Annotated in this window: 17 protein-coding genes; 12 read left to right on the top strand and 5 right to left on the bottom strand. The window is 68.1% G+C overall.

Annotation, left to right across the window (positions count from 1 at the left end; translation table 11 throughout):
* Positions 1-50: 50 nt before the first annotated feature.
* From ACFQ2V_RS20245 to ACFQ2V_RS20210, 8 genes are read left to right on the top strand one after another with little or no spacing between them, the layout of a single operon-like run.
* Positions 51-902: a 3-hydroxyacyl-CoA dehydrogenase family protein gene (locus tag ACFQ2V_RS20245; RefSeq protein ID WP_386054748.1), complete on the top strand. Its 852-nt coding sequence runs from the start codon at positions 51-53 to the stop codon at positions 900-902.
* A gap of 29 nt (positions 903-931) precedes the next feature.
* A complete protein-coding gene (locus tag ACFQ2V_RS20240; RefSeq protein ID WP_386054747.1) occupies positions 932-1,561 on the top strand; it encodes a 3-hydroxyacyl-CoA dehydrogenase NAD-binding domain-containing protein in 630 nt (209 codons plus the stop codon).
* Positions 1,562-1,583: 22 nt separating this feature from the next.
* Positions 1,584-2,375: an enoyl-CoA hydratase-related protein gene (locus tag ACFQ2V_RS20235; RefSeq protein ID WP_386054746.1), complete on the top strand. Its 792-nt coding sequence runs from the start codon at positions 1,584-1,586 to the stop codon at positions 2,373-2,375.
* Entirely contained in the window at positions 2,372-3,307 is a 936-nt protein-coding gene (locus ACFQ2V_RS20230) for an acyl-CoA dehydrogenase family protein (RefSeq protein ID WP_386054745.1), read from the top strand. The genes ACFQ2V_RS20235 and ACFQ2V_RS20230 overlap by 4 nt, the downstream gene beginning before the upstream one ends.
* Positions 3,304-4,986 (top strand): AMP-binding protein, encoded by a 1,683-nt coding sequence (locus tag ACFQ2V_RS20225; protein WP_386054744.1) that lies wholly within the window; start codon positions 3,304-3,306, stop codon positions 4,984-4,986. Before ACFQ2V_RS20230 ends, ACFQ2V_RS20225 begins: the two co-directional genes overlap by 4 nt.
* A complete protein-coding gene (locus ACFQ2V_RS20220) occupies positions 4,979-6,184 on the top strand; it encodes a CaiB/BaiF CoA transferase family protein (RefSeq protein ID WP_386054743.1) in 1,206 nt (401 codons plus the stop codon). The genes ACFQ2V_RS20225 and ACFQ2V_RS20220 overlap by 8 nt, the downstream gene beginning before the upstream one ends.
* Positions 6,172-6,954 carry an enoyl-CoA hydratase/isomerase family protein gene (locus tag ACFQ2V_RS20215; protein WP_386054742.1) on the top strand — a complete coding sequence of 261 codons (783 nt, stop codon included), beginning with the start codon at positions 6,172-6,174 and terminating at the stop codon, positions 6,952-6,954. Before ACFQ2V_RS20220 ends, ACFQ2V_RS20215 begins: the two co-directional genes overlap by 13 nt.
* Positions 6,947-8,080 carry an acyl-CoA dehydrogenase family protein gene (locus tag ACFQ2V_RS20210; protein ID WP_386054741.1) on the top strand — a complete coding sequence of 378 codons (1,134 nt, stop codon included), beginning with the start codon at positions 6,947-6,949 and terminating at the stop codon, positions 8,078-8,080. The genes ACFQ2V_RS20215 and ACFQ2V_RS20210 overlap by 8 nt, the downstream gene beginning before the upstream one ends.
* A 207-nt stretch (positions 8,081-8,287) precedes the next feature.
* Here the strand turns inward: ACFQ2V_RS20210 and ACFQ2V_RS20205 are convergent, their stop codons facing one another.
* Positions 8,288-8,989, bottom strand: coding sequence for an NADPH-dependent F420 reductase (locus ACFQ2V_RS20205; protein ID WP_386054740.1), 702 nt, complete (start codon positions 8,987-8,989; stop codon positions 8,288-8,290).
* Positions 8,990-9,085: 96 nt separating this feature from the next.
* On the opposite strand from ACFQ2V_RS20205, the gene ACFQ2V_RS20200 reads away from it, so the two are divergent.
* The gene (locus ACFQ2V_RS20200) at positions 9,086-9,385 is read left to right on the top strand and encodes an ArsR/SmtB family transcription factor (RefSeq protein ID WP_386054739.1); all 300 of its coding nucleotides are present in this window, start codon (positions 9,086-9,088) and stop codon (positions 9,383-9,385) included.
* Between the two features lie 46 nt (positions 9,386-9,431).
* Here ACFQ2V_RS20200 and ACFQ2V_RS20195 read toward each other — a convergent pair whose 3' ends face one another.
* From ACFQ2V_RS20195 to ACFQ2V_RS20185, 3 genes are all read right to left on the bottom strand, one after another.
* On the bottom strand, positions 9,432-9,641 hold the full coding sequence (locus tag ACFQ2V_RS20195) for a hypothetical protein (RefSeq protein WP_386054738.1): 210 nt from the start codon (positions 9,639-9,641) through the stop codon (positions 9,432-9,434).
* A 98-nt stretch (positions 9,642-9,739) separates the two neighbouring features.
* Positions 9,740-10,951, bottom strand: coding sequence for an acetyl-CoA C-acetyltransferase (locus tag ACFQ2V_RS20190; protein ID WP_386054737.1), 1,212 nt, complete (start codon positions 10,949-10,951; stop codon positions 9,740-9,742).
* 10 nt (positions 10,952-10,961) lie between these two features.
* The gene (locus ACFQ2V_RS20185) at positions 10,962-11,699 is read right to left on the bottom strand and encodes an SDR family NAD(P)-dependent oxidoreductase (protein ID WP_386054736.1); all 738 of its coding nucleotides are present in this window, start codon (positions 11,697-11,699) and stop codon (positions 10,962-10,964) included.
* A 125-nt stretch (positions 11,700-11,824) separates the two neighbouring features.
* On the opposite strand from ACFQ2V_RS20185, the gene ACFQ2V_RS20180 reads away from it, so the two are divergent.
* Positions 11,825-12,562: a FadR/GntR family transcriptional regulator gene (locus tag ACFQ2V_RS20180; protein WP_386054735.1), complete on the top strand. Its 738-nt coding sequence runs from the start codon at positions 11,825-11,827 to the stop codon at positions 12,560-12,562.
* Here ACFQ2V_RS20180 and ACFQ2V_RS20175 read toward each other — a convergent pair whose 3' ends face one another.
* Positions 12,563-13,228, bottom strand: coding sequence for a carboxymuconolactone decarboxylase family protein (locus ACFQ2V_RS20175; RefSeq protein WP_386054734.1), 666 nt, complete (start codon positions 13,226-13,228; stop codon positions 12,563-12,565). It lies immediately after the preceding gene.
* A 118-nt stretch (positions 13,229-13,346) separates the two neighbouring features.
* On the opposite strand from ACFQ2V_RS20175, the gene tcuA reads away from it, so the two are divergent.
* Both tcuA and ACFQ2V_RS20165 read left to right on the top strand, forming a co-directional pair.
* Positions 13,347-14,855 (top strand): FAD-dependent tricarballylate dehydrogenase TcuA, encoded by a 1,509-nt coding sequence (gene tcuA, locus ACFQ2V_RS20170; protein ID WP_386054733.1) that lies wholly within the window; start codon positions 13,347-13,349, stop codon positions 14,853-14,855.
* Positions 14,836-15,861 carry an Ldh family oxidoreductase gene (locus tag ACFQ2V_RS20165; RefSeq protein ID WP_386054732.1) on the top strand — a complete coding sequence of 342 codons (1,026 nt, stop codon included), beginning with the start codon at positions 14,836-14,838 and terminating at the stop codon, positions 15,859-15,861. The genes tcuA and ACFQ2V_RS20165 overlap by 20 nt, the downstream gene beginning before the upstream one ends.
* Positions 15,862-16,019: the final 158 nt, after the last annotated feature.

Genomic DNA, 16,019 nt, shown 5'->3' with positions numbered 1-16,019 from the left:
AACTGTAAGACTTTTGTACCCTCGGTCAAGTGACAACACACACAACGCCCGTGACAGTGCTCGGGGGCGGCACCATGGGCCGAGGAATCGCCCTGACGGTCGCCCGCGGCAGCCATCTCGTCCGGTTGGTCGACAAGGACCCCTCTCAGCTCGCGGCAGCACAGCAGTGGGTCGGGGAGTATCTGCGGGGCAGCGTGGAGCGGGGCAAGCTCGACGCAGCGGAGGCCGACCGGATCGTCGAGCGCCTCACCTGGTCCGCTGACCCCGCGGACGCCTCCGACTCCGAGCTGGTCATCGAAGCACTTCCCGAGTCACTCAGCCTCAAGCGCCAAGTCCTCAGCGCTATCCAGCACGGCGCGGACCACCCTGTGACGATCCACACCAACACCTCGACGCTCGCCATCAGCGACATCGCGGAGGGCCTGCCTGCGCCGGAACTTTGCATCGGCACGCATTACTGCAATCCCGCGCCCATCATGCCGCTGGTCGAGGTGGCCCTGGGCGATGCTACGGAGCAGGCCACGGTCGACTCGACGCTCCACTTTCTCACCTCGATCGGCAAGACCCCCGTGGTGCTCAAGGACCGCCCGGGCCTGATAACCAACTACCTGGTCGTGGCCTTCGAGAACGACGCCGTGCGGGCCCTCGAGACCGGACTGGCCACCGCAGCTGAGATCGACCGGGTGACGCTGGAGAGCATGAGGTTCCCGATCGGACCGTTCCGACTTCTCGACATCGTCGGTCTGGACGTTCACGTAGCGGTCAGCCAGAGCCTGCGCGAGCAGCTCGACGACGAGCAGTACACCGTTCCTCAGACCATCCACGACATGGTCGCTCGCGGCGATCTCGGCGTGAAGACGGGGCGAGGCTTCTACGACTATCCGGTGGAGGCGAAGGCATGACGACTTACGGAATCATCGGGCTCGGTCGCGTGGGCTCGACGCTCGCGACGGCGCTCACTTCCGCCGGCCATCCAGTTCGGTGGCTCTCTGACTCGGACCAGGAGCCGGCCGGTACGGGCATGCGGGCCAGCGTCGAGACGATCCGCGGGTGCGACGTCGTCATCGAGTGCATCTCTGAGGACCGCGCGGCGAAGATCTCGGTCCTGGGCGAGCTGGCGGGCACGTCGGCCGCGGTGCTGACCACCACCTCCTCCTTCACCGTGGCCGAGCTGGCCTCAGAGTCCGGCCTGGAGGGACGCCTCGCGGGTTTCCATTACCTACCGTCGTACGGCGGCAAACTGGTCGAGCTCACCACGGCCGCGAGCGATCCGGACGTGCGCGCGGCGGCCGCGGCGCTCGCTGACGAGCTCGGTCTGGCGACGGTCGAGGTCGCCGACCGCCCCGGCCGGATCTCACGACGCCTGATCGTTCCGTTCCTGGAGAACGTCCTGCGCGCCGTTGAGCTCGGCATCGCCTCCCCCGACGACATCGACCGAGTCGTCCACCTCGGACTCGGCCATGCCGTCGGTCCGCTGCATCGGCTGGGCGAAGCGGGTCTCGAGGACCACCGCGCCGTCGTGAAGGCGTTGCTGCCCACCATCCCCACCGCCGGTCGCTGAGCACCCATCAGGAAGGAAGCCCATGTACAAGCCCATGAACTACGAAGAGATCATCGTCGAGGCGTCCGACGGCGTCGCCGTCATCACGATCAATCGTCCCGAGCACGCCAACAAGCTGACCTTCACGACCGCGAAGGAGCTGTACGACGCGCTGCGCGCCGTGCGCGAGGACCCGACGCTCGACGTCGCCATCCTTACCGGTGCCGGCGACAAGTTCTTTTGCATCGGTGGCGAGCACGAAGAGCTGGAGCGGCTCGACTACTCCAACGTCATGCCGGTCGTCGACCTGTACGAGATGATCGACACGATGCCGAAGCCGGTGATCGCGGCGGTCAACGGCTTCGCGGTCGGCGGCGGCAACGTGCTCCAGGTGGTCTGCGACCTCTCGGTGGCCGTTCCGGGCGCGATCTTCCGGCAGGTCGGTCCTATGGTGGGCAGCTTCGACGCTGGATACGGCACCTGGTACCTCGAGGAGCTGATCGGGCGCCGTCGGGCCAAGGAGTTCTGGTACCTCAACAGGAAGTACACGGCCCAGCAGGCACTGGACTTCGGCTTGATCAACGAGGTCTGCGAGGAGGGTGTCTCGGCGCTTGACCGTGCCAAGGAGATCGCGGCCGAGATCCGGCGCCGGGGACCCTTCGCGATCGCCTCGCTCAAGACGGCCTTCTCCGGGCGCCACACCGGCGTGGTGGGCCAGGCCCGGCTCGCGCACGACCTGCTCCTCACGGCGTACCGCGGTGGTCAGGAGTCCAAGGAGATTTCCGCCTCCTTCGACGAGCGTCGCGACCCCGATCGCGACAAGTTCTACCGATGAGCATTGATCGCCGCGAGCTCGACGACCTGCTGGCGGTCGTCGTCGACTTCGCGGACAAGGTGCTCGTCGACGCGGCCGAGGTCGACCTCACGCTGGTCGCCTCGACTCCTCTTCCGACTCTCGTCACCGATCTCACAGAGGCGGAGGTTCCCGACGCGCTCGCCTGGACCTTCGAGGTCGTCGAGGCCGTCGCCGCGCGGGACGCATCGTGGGGTTTCGTGCTCGCGAGCCGGTACGCCGCCGAATTCGCGCTGGCGAGCGCTGCCGACACGTCCCCCGGTTGTTACCTAGCGAGCAGCCAAAGCACCGAGGGCGGCGTTCTCGTCCCTGCGGCGCCCCTCGCGGCCGGTCCGCTGGACGCGCTGCTGGTCGTGACCGAGGAAGGCATCCGGCGGCTGGAGGGCCCCACCCCCGACGCCGAGCAGCCGCACCGGACCGGCCTGGCCGGAGCCCGCCTGACCGCGGTCACGGCCCGCTCGGGTGCCGTCGTCGAGGGGGCCGCCGCCGCCGCCTGGCCGGTGCTCCTCGGCGCGGCGGTCAGCGGACTGGGCAACGCCTTGTCACGCGAATCGGTTCGCTATACCGAGCAGCGCGAGCAGTTCGGCGCCCCGATTGCCTCGTTCCCCGGCCTGCGCGCCCTTGTGGGAAGCGCCTACGCGGACCTCCGTCGCGCCCGAGCCCATCTGTACGCGCAGGCGCTGGGCGCCCCGGCTACCCCCGTCGCCGACACGCTTGCGCTGGCCGCCGACGCCGTCGTCAACAGCGCGATCGATGCCGTGCAGTCCATGGGTGGCTACGGCTATATCGACGAGTTCCCCGTCGCAGGCATGTTCCGCGACGCCATCAGCCTTCGGGCCCGCGCGTCAACCGCTCTCTCTGGCTGGCGTTCCGGCGCCGAACTCGCCTACGCACTGGAAGGTCAGGGCACGTGAACATCAGCACCCCGTCTGCACAGAGGAGCCTGAGCCTGCCCCCTGGCAGCGTCGTCACCGAGGCGCAGGCCCGCGCCCGCTTCGAGTCCGGCGAGTGGTCGGATCGGTCGCTGGCGCAGTTCCTCGGCGACGCCGTCGCAGCCCATCCCGACCGCATCGCCGCCATCAGCATCGACCACAACGGCGACGCAGTGCGGGAGATGACGTACGCGGAGATCGATCTCATGAGCCGCCAGGTAGCGGCCGGCCTGCAGAAGATGGGAGTCAAGCCCCGCGATGTCGTGACGGTCATGATGACCAACTGCGCGGAGTTCGTCGCCGTCGTATACGGCATCATGCGGGCAGGCGCGACCTATTCCGGGATCCCGATCACCTACGGCGCACACGAGGTCGAGGTGATGACCCGTAAGGCCGGCACCAAGGTCCTGATTGTCTCCCGTCACCTCGCGGGCAAGGACATCCTCTCGGCCGCCGTACCTGCCGAGGTCCGCGACAATCCCAGCATCACGCTGGTCGTCGCCGGCCCGGCAGCCGAGGGAGCACTGTCCCTGGAGGACATGCTGCAGCCGGAGTCGGATTTTACGCCGGTGCCGGTTGACCCGCTAGCCATCGCGCAGCTCGGGTTCACCTCCGGCACAACCAGTGAGCCGAAAGCCGTGATGAATCTCCAAGCCACCCTCGACGTGGTGGTTCGCGGCTGGGCCGCCCACGTCGGGCACGACTCCTACGGCACCCCCGTCCGCAATCTCGTGATGTCCCCGGTCGGCCATGCCACCGGGTTCATGTGGGGACCGCTGCTCACCGTGCACCTCGGCGGCACCGCGGTCCTGGTGGAGAAGTGGAGCCCCCAACTCGGGGCGCGGATCATCGCTGACACCGCCATCACCACCATGGTGGGATCACCGACGTTCCTGATCGATCTGCTCACCACCGGCGGGCTGACCCGGTCGACCGCGCCCAGCCTCAAGCTGGTCGTCGTCGCCGGAGCCCCTATCCCTCGACCGCTGATGCGGGAGGCCGAGACGGTGCTCGGCTGCGACGTGATCCCCGCCTGGGGCATGACCGAGTTCGGCATCGCCATCTCCGGCAGGCCGGGGCTCGGGGACATCAACCGCGACAGCGACGGCATCCCCGTTGCCGCGGCGCAGGTCAGCATCCGCGACGTCGACGACAGGGAGTCGCTCGACGGCGTGGTGGGCAACCTCTGGCTGCGAGGAGCCGGCATGTTCGTCGGCTACTACGGCCAGGAGGATGCCACGCGAAGCCAGCTGGACGGCGAGGGCTGGTTCAGCACCGGCGACACGGCGTACCGCTCGGCGAACGGCTCGATCACGATCGCGGGCCGCACGAAGGACATCATCATCCGAGGGGGTGAGAACATCCCCGTCGCGATGGTCGAGAGCCTGATCTTCCAGCACCCGTCGGTCACCGAGGTCGCAGTCGTCGGCTATCCCGATCCCCGACTCGGGGAGCGTGCGTGTGCATTCGTGCGCCTTCGCCCAGACGACACCCTCGACCTGGAGGGCCTTCGTACCTTCCTCACCGAGGCTGGGCTGGCGCGACGCTACTTCCCCGAGCGCCTCGAGGTCATCGACGAGCTCCCGAAGACGATGAGCGGAAAGATCCGCAAGGTCGATCTGCGGGGCTCCCTGGCGCATGAGCGAGACACTGATGACTGAGCACACCGGACCGCTCGGCAACGTGCGGGTCCTCGATTTGGCCTCCTCCTACGCCGCACCCACGACGTCTATGTACCTCGCTGACATGGGGGCTGATGTCGTCAAGGTGGAGCCCGTCCGAGGAGACGACGCCCGAGGATGGGGCCCACCCTTCATCGGTGAGGACGCCGCCTGGTACCTGACCGCCAACCGTCGCAAGCGCAGCGTCTGCCTCGACATCAGGACGTCGGCGGGGCTTGACGCGGTCTACGCGCTGATGGGGAACGCCGACGTGGTGCTTCTCAACATCGTGCCGACGAAGCTCGCCGCCGCGGGCCTGGACCCCCGGGAGATCCGCACGAGGTTCCCGCAGCTCGTGGTCTGCGTGATGTCGGGCTACGGGATGGACGGGCCCGACGCCGGCCTGCCCGGCTATGACCTCATCGCCCAGGCACGGTCAGGGATCATGAGCGTCACCGGCGCTGCAGGCGGATCGCCGCAACGCGTGAGCGCCCCGCTCTCCGACGTGGCTGCGGGAACCGTGGCCGCCTTCGCCATCGCCTCAGCACTGGTGCGGCAACAGGCCACCGGCGAAGGGGAGATCATCGACATCGCTCTGCTCGAGGCCGACCTCGCCTTCATGCGACCCCGAATCACGTGCGTCGCCGCGGGCGACCCGGTACCCCAGCCTTCAGGAGGCGGTGACTCGGTCGTCGCGATCTACCAGCCGTTCGAGACCAAGGACGACCCGATCGTCGTCGCAATCGGGAACGACCGCCATTGGGAGCGCGCACGCAAGGCGCTCGACCTCCCCGACTGGACCGGCGCCGACGACCTCGCGACCAACGCCGGTCGCCGCCACCGTCGCCCGGAGGTGGTCGCCGCCGTCCAGGACGCGATCGCCGTCATGATGCGCGCCGACGCGCTGGAGCTCCTCAACGACGCCGGCATACCGGCAGCGCCGATCTTCTCGCTCGCCGACGTCATCGACGACGACCACCTGCGCAGCCGTGGCGCTCTGGTCGAACGCAGGACCCGCACCGGTGAGGCATACGTCGACGTCGCCCCTCCTTGGAAGCTCGCCTCCGTGGACCGCAACGACGGCTTCTCCGCCCCCGCCGAGAAGGGGGCCCACACTCGCGACGCCCTGCAGGCTGCCGGGCTCAGCACTGAGACCATCGACCGACTCTTGACCGAAGGGGCAGCATGGGCACCCTGACCATGGTCGCGGACCACGGACGGGTCCGCGTCGTCAGCCTCGCGCGCGAGCCGCAGCTCAACGCGATGTGCACCGAACTCATCGACGAGCTGAAGGCGGCGATCTCCGCCGCCGAGCGCGACGACCGGATCGGCTGCATCGTCCTGCGGGGCACGGGCCACCGTGCCTTCTGTGCCGGTGCCGACCTCGGCGAGATCCTCGGCGCCGACCACGAGCAGGCCCGCCTGTTCATCAACAAAGGCCACGCCCTGATGGACGCCGTCTCGAACGCGAACCTGCCGGTCATCGCGGCGGTCGACGGGTGGGCGCTCGGCGGCGGCATGGAGCTCGCGCTCGCGTGCCATCTCATCATCGGCTCGACGCGCGCCAGGTTCGGGCTGCCGGAGGCGAAAATCGGATGCATGCCGGGGTTCGGTGGCACCCAGCGCATCTTCGACCTCACGTCCAAGTCGTTCGCGATGCGGATGCTTCTCGTCGGCGAACCCGTCCACGCCGACGAGGCCTACCTCCACGGGCTGCTCGCCTTCGAGCCGATCGCACCGGAGGACTTCCACGCACGGGTGCTCGAGGTGGCCACCGCGATCGCCAACGGCAGCAAGACGGGCCAGGAACGCATCCTGCGGGCTGCCCGGCTCGCCGTACACCCCGCCGCCCTCGAGTACGAGGCCGCTCTGGCCGCTGCCGCCATCAGTTCGGCCGATGGCCAAGAGGGGATCTCCGCCTTCAACGAGAAGCGGACCCCGAACTTTCACAGGAGCTCTCATGACTGACCTGCTGGACCGCGTCGCCTCGGTGGTGGAGACCATCGTCCGCCCCATGGCGGTCGAGCTCGACCGCAGCAGCGCCTTCCCCGAGGCCGCCATCAAGGCGTTCGGTGCCGCCGACGCGGGAGGCATCTTCATGCCGCGCGCCCTCGGTGGCCAAGGCGGGACCATGCAGGACTACGCCAAGGCCATGACGCTGATCGCCTCGGCGTGCGGCGCGACCAGTACCGTCTACATGACCCAGATGCATTGCGCCCACCCCATCCACAGCAACGGCACGCCCGAGCAGATCGAGCGATGGGTTCCCGCCCTGAGCAGCGGCGAGGCAATCGGCGGCATCGCGCTCACCGAGCCCTCCGCCGGCTCGGACGTGGCGACCATGACCACCAGGGCCCGGAGGGTCGAGGGCGGCTATGAGATCACCGGAGCGAAGACCTTCATCTCCAACGGTGACCGTGCCGACGTGATCGTGCTGTTCGCGACGGTCGACCGCAGCCTCGGCAAGGACGGCATCACCGCCTTCCTGATCGACACGAAGCAGACCAAGGGGTTCACGCCGGGACGACCGATGAAGAAGCTCGGCCAGAAGGCCGCGTCCACCGTGGAGCTGACCTTCGAGAAGTGCTTGGTCCCCGACGCGGCCGTGCTCGGGGACGTGGGCTCGGGCTACCAGATCCTGCTCGACTCCGTCCTCACCTCGCGGATCAGCGCCGCAGCGCAAGGGGTCGGGTTCGCCACCGGCGCACTGGACGCCACGTGCGCAGCGTTCGGCGGCAAGGGCCTGCTCTCCAGCCGGGCACGCGAGTGGCAGGACCTGCAGTTCTTCCTCTCGCGCCTTTACGCCGAGGTCTCCGCCGGTCGGGCGCTCCTGGAGCGGACCGCCGGACTGGTGGACGCCGGCGATCCCGAGGCCGGAACCCAGGTCTCGGTGGCCAAGTTGTACTGCACCGACCTGGGCGTCCGGGTGAGCAGTCAGTGCCTTCGTGTGCTGGGCGAACTCGGCGACGACAAGCAGCTCGGAGTCGAGCGCTGCCTACGCGACGCCAAGATCACCCAGATCTACGACGGGACCAACCAGGTCCAGGCCATGCTCGTCGGACGGGCGCTGCGCACGCCAGGGCTCGCGACGTGACCCTCGACCTCGACCTGGGCGGCACATCCACCCGACGCTGCCCCGCCGCGTCGGGTGGCCTCCGTGGCCGCGCCTGACCTGATCCTCGCCGAGTTGGGGGCGCCAATTGCGCCTTCGCTCTGTGGCCGGCGTGCAGCGAGGCGCCCCGGACACGAACCATGTCAGCGCCTCCGAGGCGGCCGTGGTTGATGCGCGTGGGGGCCACTCCTACGCGCGGGATGCGCGCGAGAGGGCTGCTGTGATGTCGCCTACGCTCGCGGGACGGGTTGCGAGCGGGCGACTGCCAGGAGAGCTGGCCAGCAATGCCGCCGGGTCAGCCGCGTACGGGAGGCAATATGCCGGCTGGCCATTCTCAAAGCGCCAACTGTCGGTCAATGAGCCAGCGTCGAGCGGGTCGTAGCCGAGGTCATCGATGAGGCGGGCCACCTCCGCCTTGGCCTCGGCCTGATCAGAGGCGACCGGAAGGGCCGACCGATGTGGAGCCCCTTGAGGCGCGGCCAACTTGATCAGATGGGTCGAGATGATGTTGTTGAAGGCTTTGACCACGCGGGCGCCAATGAAGTGGTGGGCGGTCATGAGGGATGTCGTTGTTCGGCGGTCTTCGAGCTCGGAGATGACACCATCGCGCGCCGGATAGTAGTTCATCGTGTCGACGACGATCTTGCCCTGCAGCAGGTCTTCAGGGAGAGCCCACAGTCGACTGAGCGGCACAGTCACGACGACGATGTCTGCCGTCGCCGCGTCCTGTGTTGTTCCGGCCGTCACATGCGAGCCGAGAGCTTGGGCTTGCTGTATCAGAGTCGCCGGGCCCCGGCTGTTGCTCAACACGACAGCGTGGCCGGCTCCCGCAGCCAGTCGCGCGATGGCGCTACCGATGTTTCCCGCTCCAATGGTTCCAATGGTGGTCACGCATAGGAGCGTATCGACAATTCGGCAACCATCGAACCGTAAAACGATAGAATGTTCGACTCTTCCCCGATTGTCGCCCTGAGGAGTGCTGCGCCCATGCCGCGTCCTACGCCAGCCCCACCTGCGAGTTTGGAAATCACTCAAGTTCTGCACGCCTTGGCCGACCCTGTCCGGCTGTCCATTGTCCGCCAATTGCGAGAGTCCGACGCGCCCATTCCGTGTGGGGACTTCGATGTCGGGGTCGCGAAAAGCACGTTGAGCCACCACTTCCGGGTGCTGCGCGAGTCCGGCGTGACTGCGGCGTGGCATGCAAACGGTCGCACCGTCCTGAATCGCCTGCGCGAGGACGAGATAGACAAGCGGTTCCCAGGCCTGCTCGCCGCGGTTCTCGAGTGAGCCCCCGTTCGATATCCATGGGGCCAGACGTCATTGGGACACTCCGTCAGCGCGTGGTCGAACACCGCGTGGACCGCCGCCTTGTTCGCTCCGCACTGTCCTTCATCAGACGGGCGTAGTTGGGCAGGGTGAAGCCCGGGCCCGCGTGGCAGAGGTACTCACTCGTCCACTTCGTCGCCTCGCAGGTCGGCACGACGGCCACGGACTGGCTGCCGTCCTGGCCGGACGCCACCGCGATGCCGGACGTACGGATCACGGTCGCGACCTCGGCGGCCTCCTACCGCACGAAGTCGTTGAGGGGCTGGTGCCGCGACCGACACGTCGCGACCCCGGCCCCTCACCGTGTGCCTGGGTTCAGCAGGCCTCGAAGACGGCGGCCAGTCCCTGCCCACCACCGATGCACATCGTCTCGACGCCGTAGCGGGCATCGCGGCGGCGCAGCTCGCGCAGCAGGTTGGCGAGGATCCGGCCGCCAGTGGCACCGATCGGATGCCCGAGCGAGATCCCCGAGCCGTTCACGTTGACGCGCTCGAGGTCCGCGTCCGCGAAGCCCCAGCCACGGAAGCAGGCCAGCACCTGCGCGGCGAACGCCTCATTCAGCTCCACCAGGTCGATGTCGCTCCATGAGAGACCCGCCTTGGCGATGGCCTCCTGCGCGGCAGGCACCGGACCGATGCCCATCGTCGCCGGGTGCACGCCAGCCAGGGACCAGCTGACCAGTCGCCCGTAGGGCTCAAGCCCGAGCGCGTCGGCCTTCTCACGGGTGGTGACGATCGCAGCCGCCCCCGCGTCGTTCTGTCCGCTGGCGTTGCCAGCGGTCACGGTCGCCTTGTCATCGCTGGAGGAGAGGATCGGGCGGAGGCGTGCGAGAGACTCCAGAGTGACGTCTGGGCGCGGGTGCTCGTCTCGGGTGACGACCCGCTCGGGGATCTTGCGGCTGGCCGGGACCGTCACCGGGACCGTCTCGTCCTCGAACAGCCCGGCCTCGATGGCTGCTACCGCACGCTGATGCGAGCGCACCGCCCAGGCATCCTGCTCCTCGCGGGTGATGGAGTACTCACGTCGTAGGTTCTCCGCCGTCTCGATCATGCCGCCCTCGACGGGGAAGCGGTGGCCGCCAGAGTTGCTGCGCGGCTGCGCCAGCCGGTCCAGCACGCGGGGCGGGGCACCGGTGGTCCACCGCGGGTTGGGCAGGTAGTACTCCGCTTGGCTCATGCTCTCGGCGCCGCCGGCGATGACGAGCTCGGAGCCGCCGGTGGCGACCTGCATGACGGCATAGAGCACGCTCTGGAGGCCGGAGCCGCAGCGGCGGTCGATTTGCAGGCCGGGGACGTTGATGTCCAGTCCTGCGTTGAGCGCGGCGACCCGGCCGATGGCGGCGGCCTCTCCGCTGGCATAGCCCTGTCCGAAGATCACGTCATCGACGTCTTCGGACGTGATCTTGGTCCGCTCGACGAGCCCACGGATGGCGGTGCTGGCGAGGTCCTGCGCAGTGAGGTCCTTGAACATCCCGCCGTAGCGTCCTACTGGGGTCCGTACCGGCTCGCAGATGACGACGTCCTTCATGGTGCTTCTCCTAGCTGGCGGACTCGCCGCCATCGATGGCGATGACCTGTCCGGTCAGGAAGTCGGGGGCATCCAGGGCGAGGTAGCGCACCAAGTTGGCCACCTCGTGCGCCTCCCCCATGCGCTTCGCCGGGATGCGCGACACCACGCGCTTCATGAATGCCTCGTTCTCGCGAATCTCCGCGTTGATGTCGGTGCTGATGTAGCCGGGCGCGACGACGTTGACCTGGGCTCCGAACTTCGCCCATTCCGCGGCGAGGACGCGGCTCAGGTTGATCAGGCCCGCCTTCGAGGCGCCGTACGCCCCGAACCCGGACCGTCCGAGAAGGCCGAACACCGATGCAATGTTGATCAGGCGACCGCTGCCGGCTTCGCGGTAGACGGGTGCGAGTGCGCGGGCGCTCCGGAACGCGGCGTTGAGATTGATGTCGACGACCCGCGCCCACTCCTGGTCCGTCGTCTGCTCGACGGAGGACTGGGGAGCTACGCCGGCGTTGTTCACGAACACGTCGAGTCGGCCGAACTGGCCAACCGCATGATCGACCAGCGCCTGCATTCCGGCAGGGTCCGATACGTCGGCCGCCACGACGGTGGCCGCGCCGGCCCCGATGGACTGGGCGACGGCGTCCAGCGAGGCCACGTCTCGCGCGGCCAGGATCACGTGTGTGGCGTGCGCGGCGAGATCGATGGCGATGGCCCGGCCCAGTCCGCGGCTTGCTCCGGTGATGACGGCAACCCTATTCTCCATGGTGGCTAAAATGTCAGATAATTGCCCACCGGGTCAAGATGGACTACGGGCAGGGCGCGTTGACAACAGTCAGGCATTAGAAGCGCTGTTAGCATGAGGAGCAGCCCTACAGTCTGGAGACTCCCGTGGCAAGCACCGATACCGCCGGCTTCGTCGTACAGCAGGTCCTGCGTCCTCGCGAGCAGGTGCAGAAGCAGATCGAGGACGCCATCTTCAACGGGACGTTCGCTCAAGGCGAGAAGCTGCCCTCGGAGAATGCGCTGGCCGAGATGTTCGGCGTGAGCCGCCCGACGGTGCGCGAGGCGCTGGGCAACCTCGTCACTGCCGGTCTGGTGCGCAAGATCCCCGGCGCGAGTGGCGGGTCGTTCGTGCGCGAGATCGACGCCAAGGCGGTCGGCCAGATGCTCCAGGACTCCCTCAGCCACGTTTTGCAGCTCGGCTCGATAAACATCGAGGAGGTCAGCCAGGCGCGCGAGGTCCTCGAGGTACCCAGCGCGCGGCTGGCAGCGCGCCACCGCACGCCGGAGCAGGTCAAGGCCGCCCGCGAGGTCGTCGAGCAGCAGAAGAGCATCGCACTCAAGAGCCCAAAGGTCTCGATCTTCGATCAGCAGTTCCACCAGATCATCGCCGAGGCCTCCGGCAACCGCCTCCTCGTGGCCTTCGTCGAGGCGCTCCACGCCTGCACCGCGCCCGTGACCTACCTCCAGCTCACGCCCGAGGTCGGCCACAACACGATCCTGCAGCACGCGCAGATCATCAAGGCCGTCGAGGCCGGCGACGAATCCGCCGCCGCGGAGGCCATGCAGGAGCATCTCTCCTATGTGCGGCGGATGAGCCGCGACTTCCCCGCCCAGGACAAGTAGTCAGTCCTGGCGGCACCTTTCGAGCTCGTCAGCAACCAGGTCGTACGCCGCGGTGTCGGCGACGCCAAGCAGTGTGAAGACGTTCGCGATCTGAGCCTCCGTAGCCCCCAGACGCATCGCATTGGCTGCGTGGATCCCAATGCCGGGTCGGTAGAGGTGCTGCGGACTGGCGTCGAACCCCAGATAGACCAGCTCCCTCTCGTACGGCTCAAGCACGCCCACCTGCCACGCATGCGAGGAGAGGTCGGCGTACGCCTCGAAGAACGGCCGGTCGTAGCCCAGCAGGACGGTCCAGAAGTCGTTCCAGTAGCCCCGCTTGACCTCGAAGTCTTGCTTCACCAGAGCCTTCGCCACATCGAAGCCCGCCGCTATCGCCGCGGCCGACCGGTGGGCAGCCGTCGCGAGCGCCGGCATTCCCTCCGTGCAGGCGTGGATCGGAAGGACCGAGGCGAGCTCGCCCACCTCGAGCACCTCCGTCGCGGAGCACCCTAGATCCATCAGTGCCGCTACGTGTCGCGCAATCCCCTCCGGGTCCCGGGACGCCTTCGCCGCAGCCTCCGCCAACAGCACGAGGTGCTTCTGGCGCGGTGAGAGGGCAGGGTTCTCCCACGCCGCCTGTGCCAGCCTCGACGCCAGTTGCTCGTAGCTCGACTCACGCTCGCCCACGCCTGCCCCCTTGCTTTGTTTGACCAACACCGACAGTCTAGCCAATGTCTGACAGATTGAGTATTGTCAAGCCCGACAATTGACCGTGCGTCGCGCAAGTTGAGAGGGCCGAAAACACATGGAGACGCCGAAGACGGGGGCACCGACAGTGGTGGTGGCCGGGGCGGGCCTCGCTGGCTTCTGCGCCGCGATCGCGGCACGAGACGCCGGAGCTCGCGTCATCCTGCTCGAGAAGGGCGGCCCCGAGGACGTCGGCGGAAACGCGGCGTTCTCGGCAGGGCTGTTCCTGTTCCCCTACGCCGGCGCCTCCGACCTGCTCTCGATCACCGGGGACTTCGAGGAAGGGCTCGAGGCGGACAGCATCGAGGCTCCGGCCTACACGCAGGCGGAGTACGGAGCCGAACTCATGTCCATGAGTAACGGTGAGGCCGATGCCGACCTGGTCGATGCACTGGCAGCCCGATCACTCGACACCATGCGGTGGCTCACGACCAAGGGCATGAACTTCACGTTCGGACGGTCCCTTGGCCCCGAGGTGCGCGACGGCGTCTTGCACGTCCCGCCCGGCCAGTGTCTGCAGACGACCGGCAACGGCTTGTCCCGCGGTTACGAGATGTTCGCACCGCTGATCGAGTACGCCGAGACACATGGCATCGAAGTCCGCTGGTCCACCCCGCTGACCCAGATCCACCGCACCGACGGGCACATCACGAGCGTCGTCGCCGGGGGCCACAAGATCCGGTGCGACGCACTGGTCGTCGCCACCGGCGGCTTCCAAGCCGACGCCGAGCTCCGACGCGAGCACCTCGGCCCGGCGATGGCCGAAGCGGTGCTCCGGGGCACCCGGCACAGCACCGGCGACGGCATCCTTGCGGCACTGACCGCTGGCGCCGACCGGTCCGGCGCGTGGGGACGCTGCCACTCTGCGGCCGTAGACGTGACGATGCCCTCCCCTAGGCGTAGCGACGACGATCCACCGGCACCGTTGCACGGCTTCTGGCTGGGGGTCCTCGTCAACCGAACAGGACAACGGTTCGTCGACGAAGGGCCAGGCCCCTGGGTGAAGCACTACTCCAAGATGGGCAAGGCGATCCTGGGCCAACCCGGGAGCGACGCGTACGAGGTCTTCGACCAGCGTGCGGCCAGTCGCGTGGCCAACGAGTTCGCCGGCGCCGCCGTGCCCCTCACCGCCGACACACTCGAAGACCTGGCGCACCAGATGGGCGTCCCGGTGGCGGAGTTCGTCGCCACCATCGAGCGGTTCAACGGGGCGTGCCGACCCAGCCCGGTCATCGCCGAGGCAGCTACCACCGATGGGGTCGAGCCACCCAAGTCGCGCTGGGCCGCGCCGATCGACGAGCCACCCTTCGTGGCCTACCACGCTCGGCCCGGCGTGACGTTCACCTTCGGAGGCGTCCGCATCGACGCCGACGGGCACGCGCTGGATCACACCCGCACCCCCGTCCCGGGCCTGTATGCCGCCGGCGAGGCCACCGGTGGCCTCTTCTACGGCGACTACCCCGGCGGCGCAGCCCTGATGCGCGCCGCCGTGTTCGGCCGGACCGCAGGTGCTAGCGCCGCCGCCGAGGCCGCGCACTGCCCCCCAGATGCCCCCCAGACCCACTGATACGCAAAGGAATCCCATGCAACTCCCCATCGACCAGGTTGCCGCAATGGCCCGCGGCGTTCTCGCCACGCTCGGCTACGACACCGACGAGGTTGCCGCGATCACCGAGCACCTCATGGACTGCGAGTACCGCGGAGTCACTTACGGCGGTCTGGCACGCACCCTCACCCTGCACGAGCGCCTGGCCCGGACCGGAGGTCGGAGCTCGGAGAGGCCGGCGGTCGTGCATGAGACGGTGACGGCGGCGCGCATCGACGGCGCCGATGAGGTGGGCTACCTGGTGGCGCTCGATGCCACTCAGATCGCCATCGAGAAGGCCCGATCCCAGGGACTGAGCATCGTCGGCGCCGCCAACACCTGGTGCTCGGGCATGAGTTCCTTCTACCTGGAGCGCGTGACGGCCGAGGGTCTCATCGGCATCACGGTGTCCTCGGTCGACGCCTTCGTCGCGCCGTTCGGCAGCAGTGAGGCCAAGCTGGGCACGAACCCTGCGGCGATCGGGTTCCCCACCACCGCAGAGCCGGTGATCTGGGACATCGGTACCTCCGCGGTCATGCTGGCCGAAGCCACCCTGGCAGCCCGGACCGGGCAGGCGCTCAAGCCAGGGCTCGCGTACGCCCCCGACGGCACACCCACGACAGACCCGACCGAAGCACTGGCGGGCGCCTTCGCGGTCTGGGGCGACCACAAGGGCTCCGGGCTCTCGATCATGATCCAGATGCTGGGGTTCCTTGCTGGCAGCGGCGTCGAACCGGAGTACCTCACCGATCACGGCTTCCTGATGATCGTCATCGATCCGGCGATCTTCGGCGACGCAGCGACCGTGCTGAAGAACGCCACGACCTTCGCCAACAGCATCCGCTCGGCCCGCCCCCTCGACCCCAGCGTCCCCGTAAAATTGCCCTTCGACGGCTCTCGGGAGCGGCGACAGGCTGCCCTCAGCCGCGGCTGGCTCGAGGTCGACGACGTGGTGGTCAGTCGAGCCCAGGCGATCATCGCCGGCTGAGCTTCCCGGCATTCTCGACCGCGGCGGCCTTGCCGCCGCGGTATTGGGCCGTCGCGCGCCCGCCCCTCGGTCAGGCAAAAGATACGACCGTCGCCAAAGAACAGACTAGTAATTGTCAGACATACCCACTAGTGTCAATTTCACATCGTCCTTGAGAG

Source organism: Terrabacter terrigena (assembly GCF_042676085.1).
Lineage (GTDB): Bacteria > Actinomycetota > Actinomycetes > Actinomycetales > Dermatophilaceae > Terrabacter > Terrabacter terrigena.
The sequence above is the reverse complement of the archived record's forward strand: the minus strand, read 5'-3'. Positions and strand labels throughout refer to the sequence as shown.

Coding starts and splice junctions, on each gene's coding strand:
- ACFQ2V_RS20235 (WP_386054746.1), top strand. CDS start 1,584: ATGTACAAGCCCATGAACTACGAAGAGATCATCGTCGAGGCGTCCGAC.
- ACFQ2V_RS20230 (WP_386054745.1), top strand. CDS start 2,372: ATGAGCATTGATCGCCGCGAGCTCGACGACCTGCTGGCGGTCGTCGTC.
- ACFQ2V_RS20220 (WP_386054743.1), top strand. CDS start 4,979: ATGACTGAGCACACCGGACCGCTCGGCAACGTGCGGGTCCTCGATTTG.
- ACFQ2V_RS20215 (WP_386054742.1), top strand. CDS start 6,172: ATGGGCACCCTGACCATGGTCGCGGACCACGGACGGGTCCGCGTCGTC.
- ACFQ2V_RS20210 (WP_386054741.1), top strand. CDS start 6,947: ATGACTGACCTGCTGGACCGCGTCGCCTCGGTGGTGGAGACCATCGTC.
- ACFQ2V_RS20200 (WP_386054739.1), top strand. CDS start 9,086: ATGCCGCGTCCTACGCCAGCCCCACCTGCGAGTTTGGAAATCACTCAA.
- ACFQ2V_RS20190 (WP_386054737.1), bottom strand. CDS start 10,951: ATGAAGGACGTCGTCATCTGCGAGCCGGTACGGACCCCAGTAGGACGC.
- ACFQ2V_RS20185 (WP_386054736.1), bottom strand. CDS start 11,699: ATGGAGAATAGGGTTGCCGTCATCACCGGAGCAAGCCGCGGACTGGGC.
- tcuA (WP_386054733.1), top strand. CDS start 13,347: ATGGAGACGCCGAAGACGGGGGCACCGACAGTGGTGGTGGCCGGGGCG.
- ACFQ2V_RS20165 (WP_386054732.1), top strand. CDS start 14,836: ATGCCCCCCAGACCCACTGATACGCAAAGGAATCCCATGCAACTCCCC.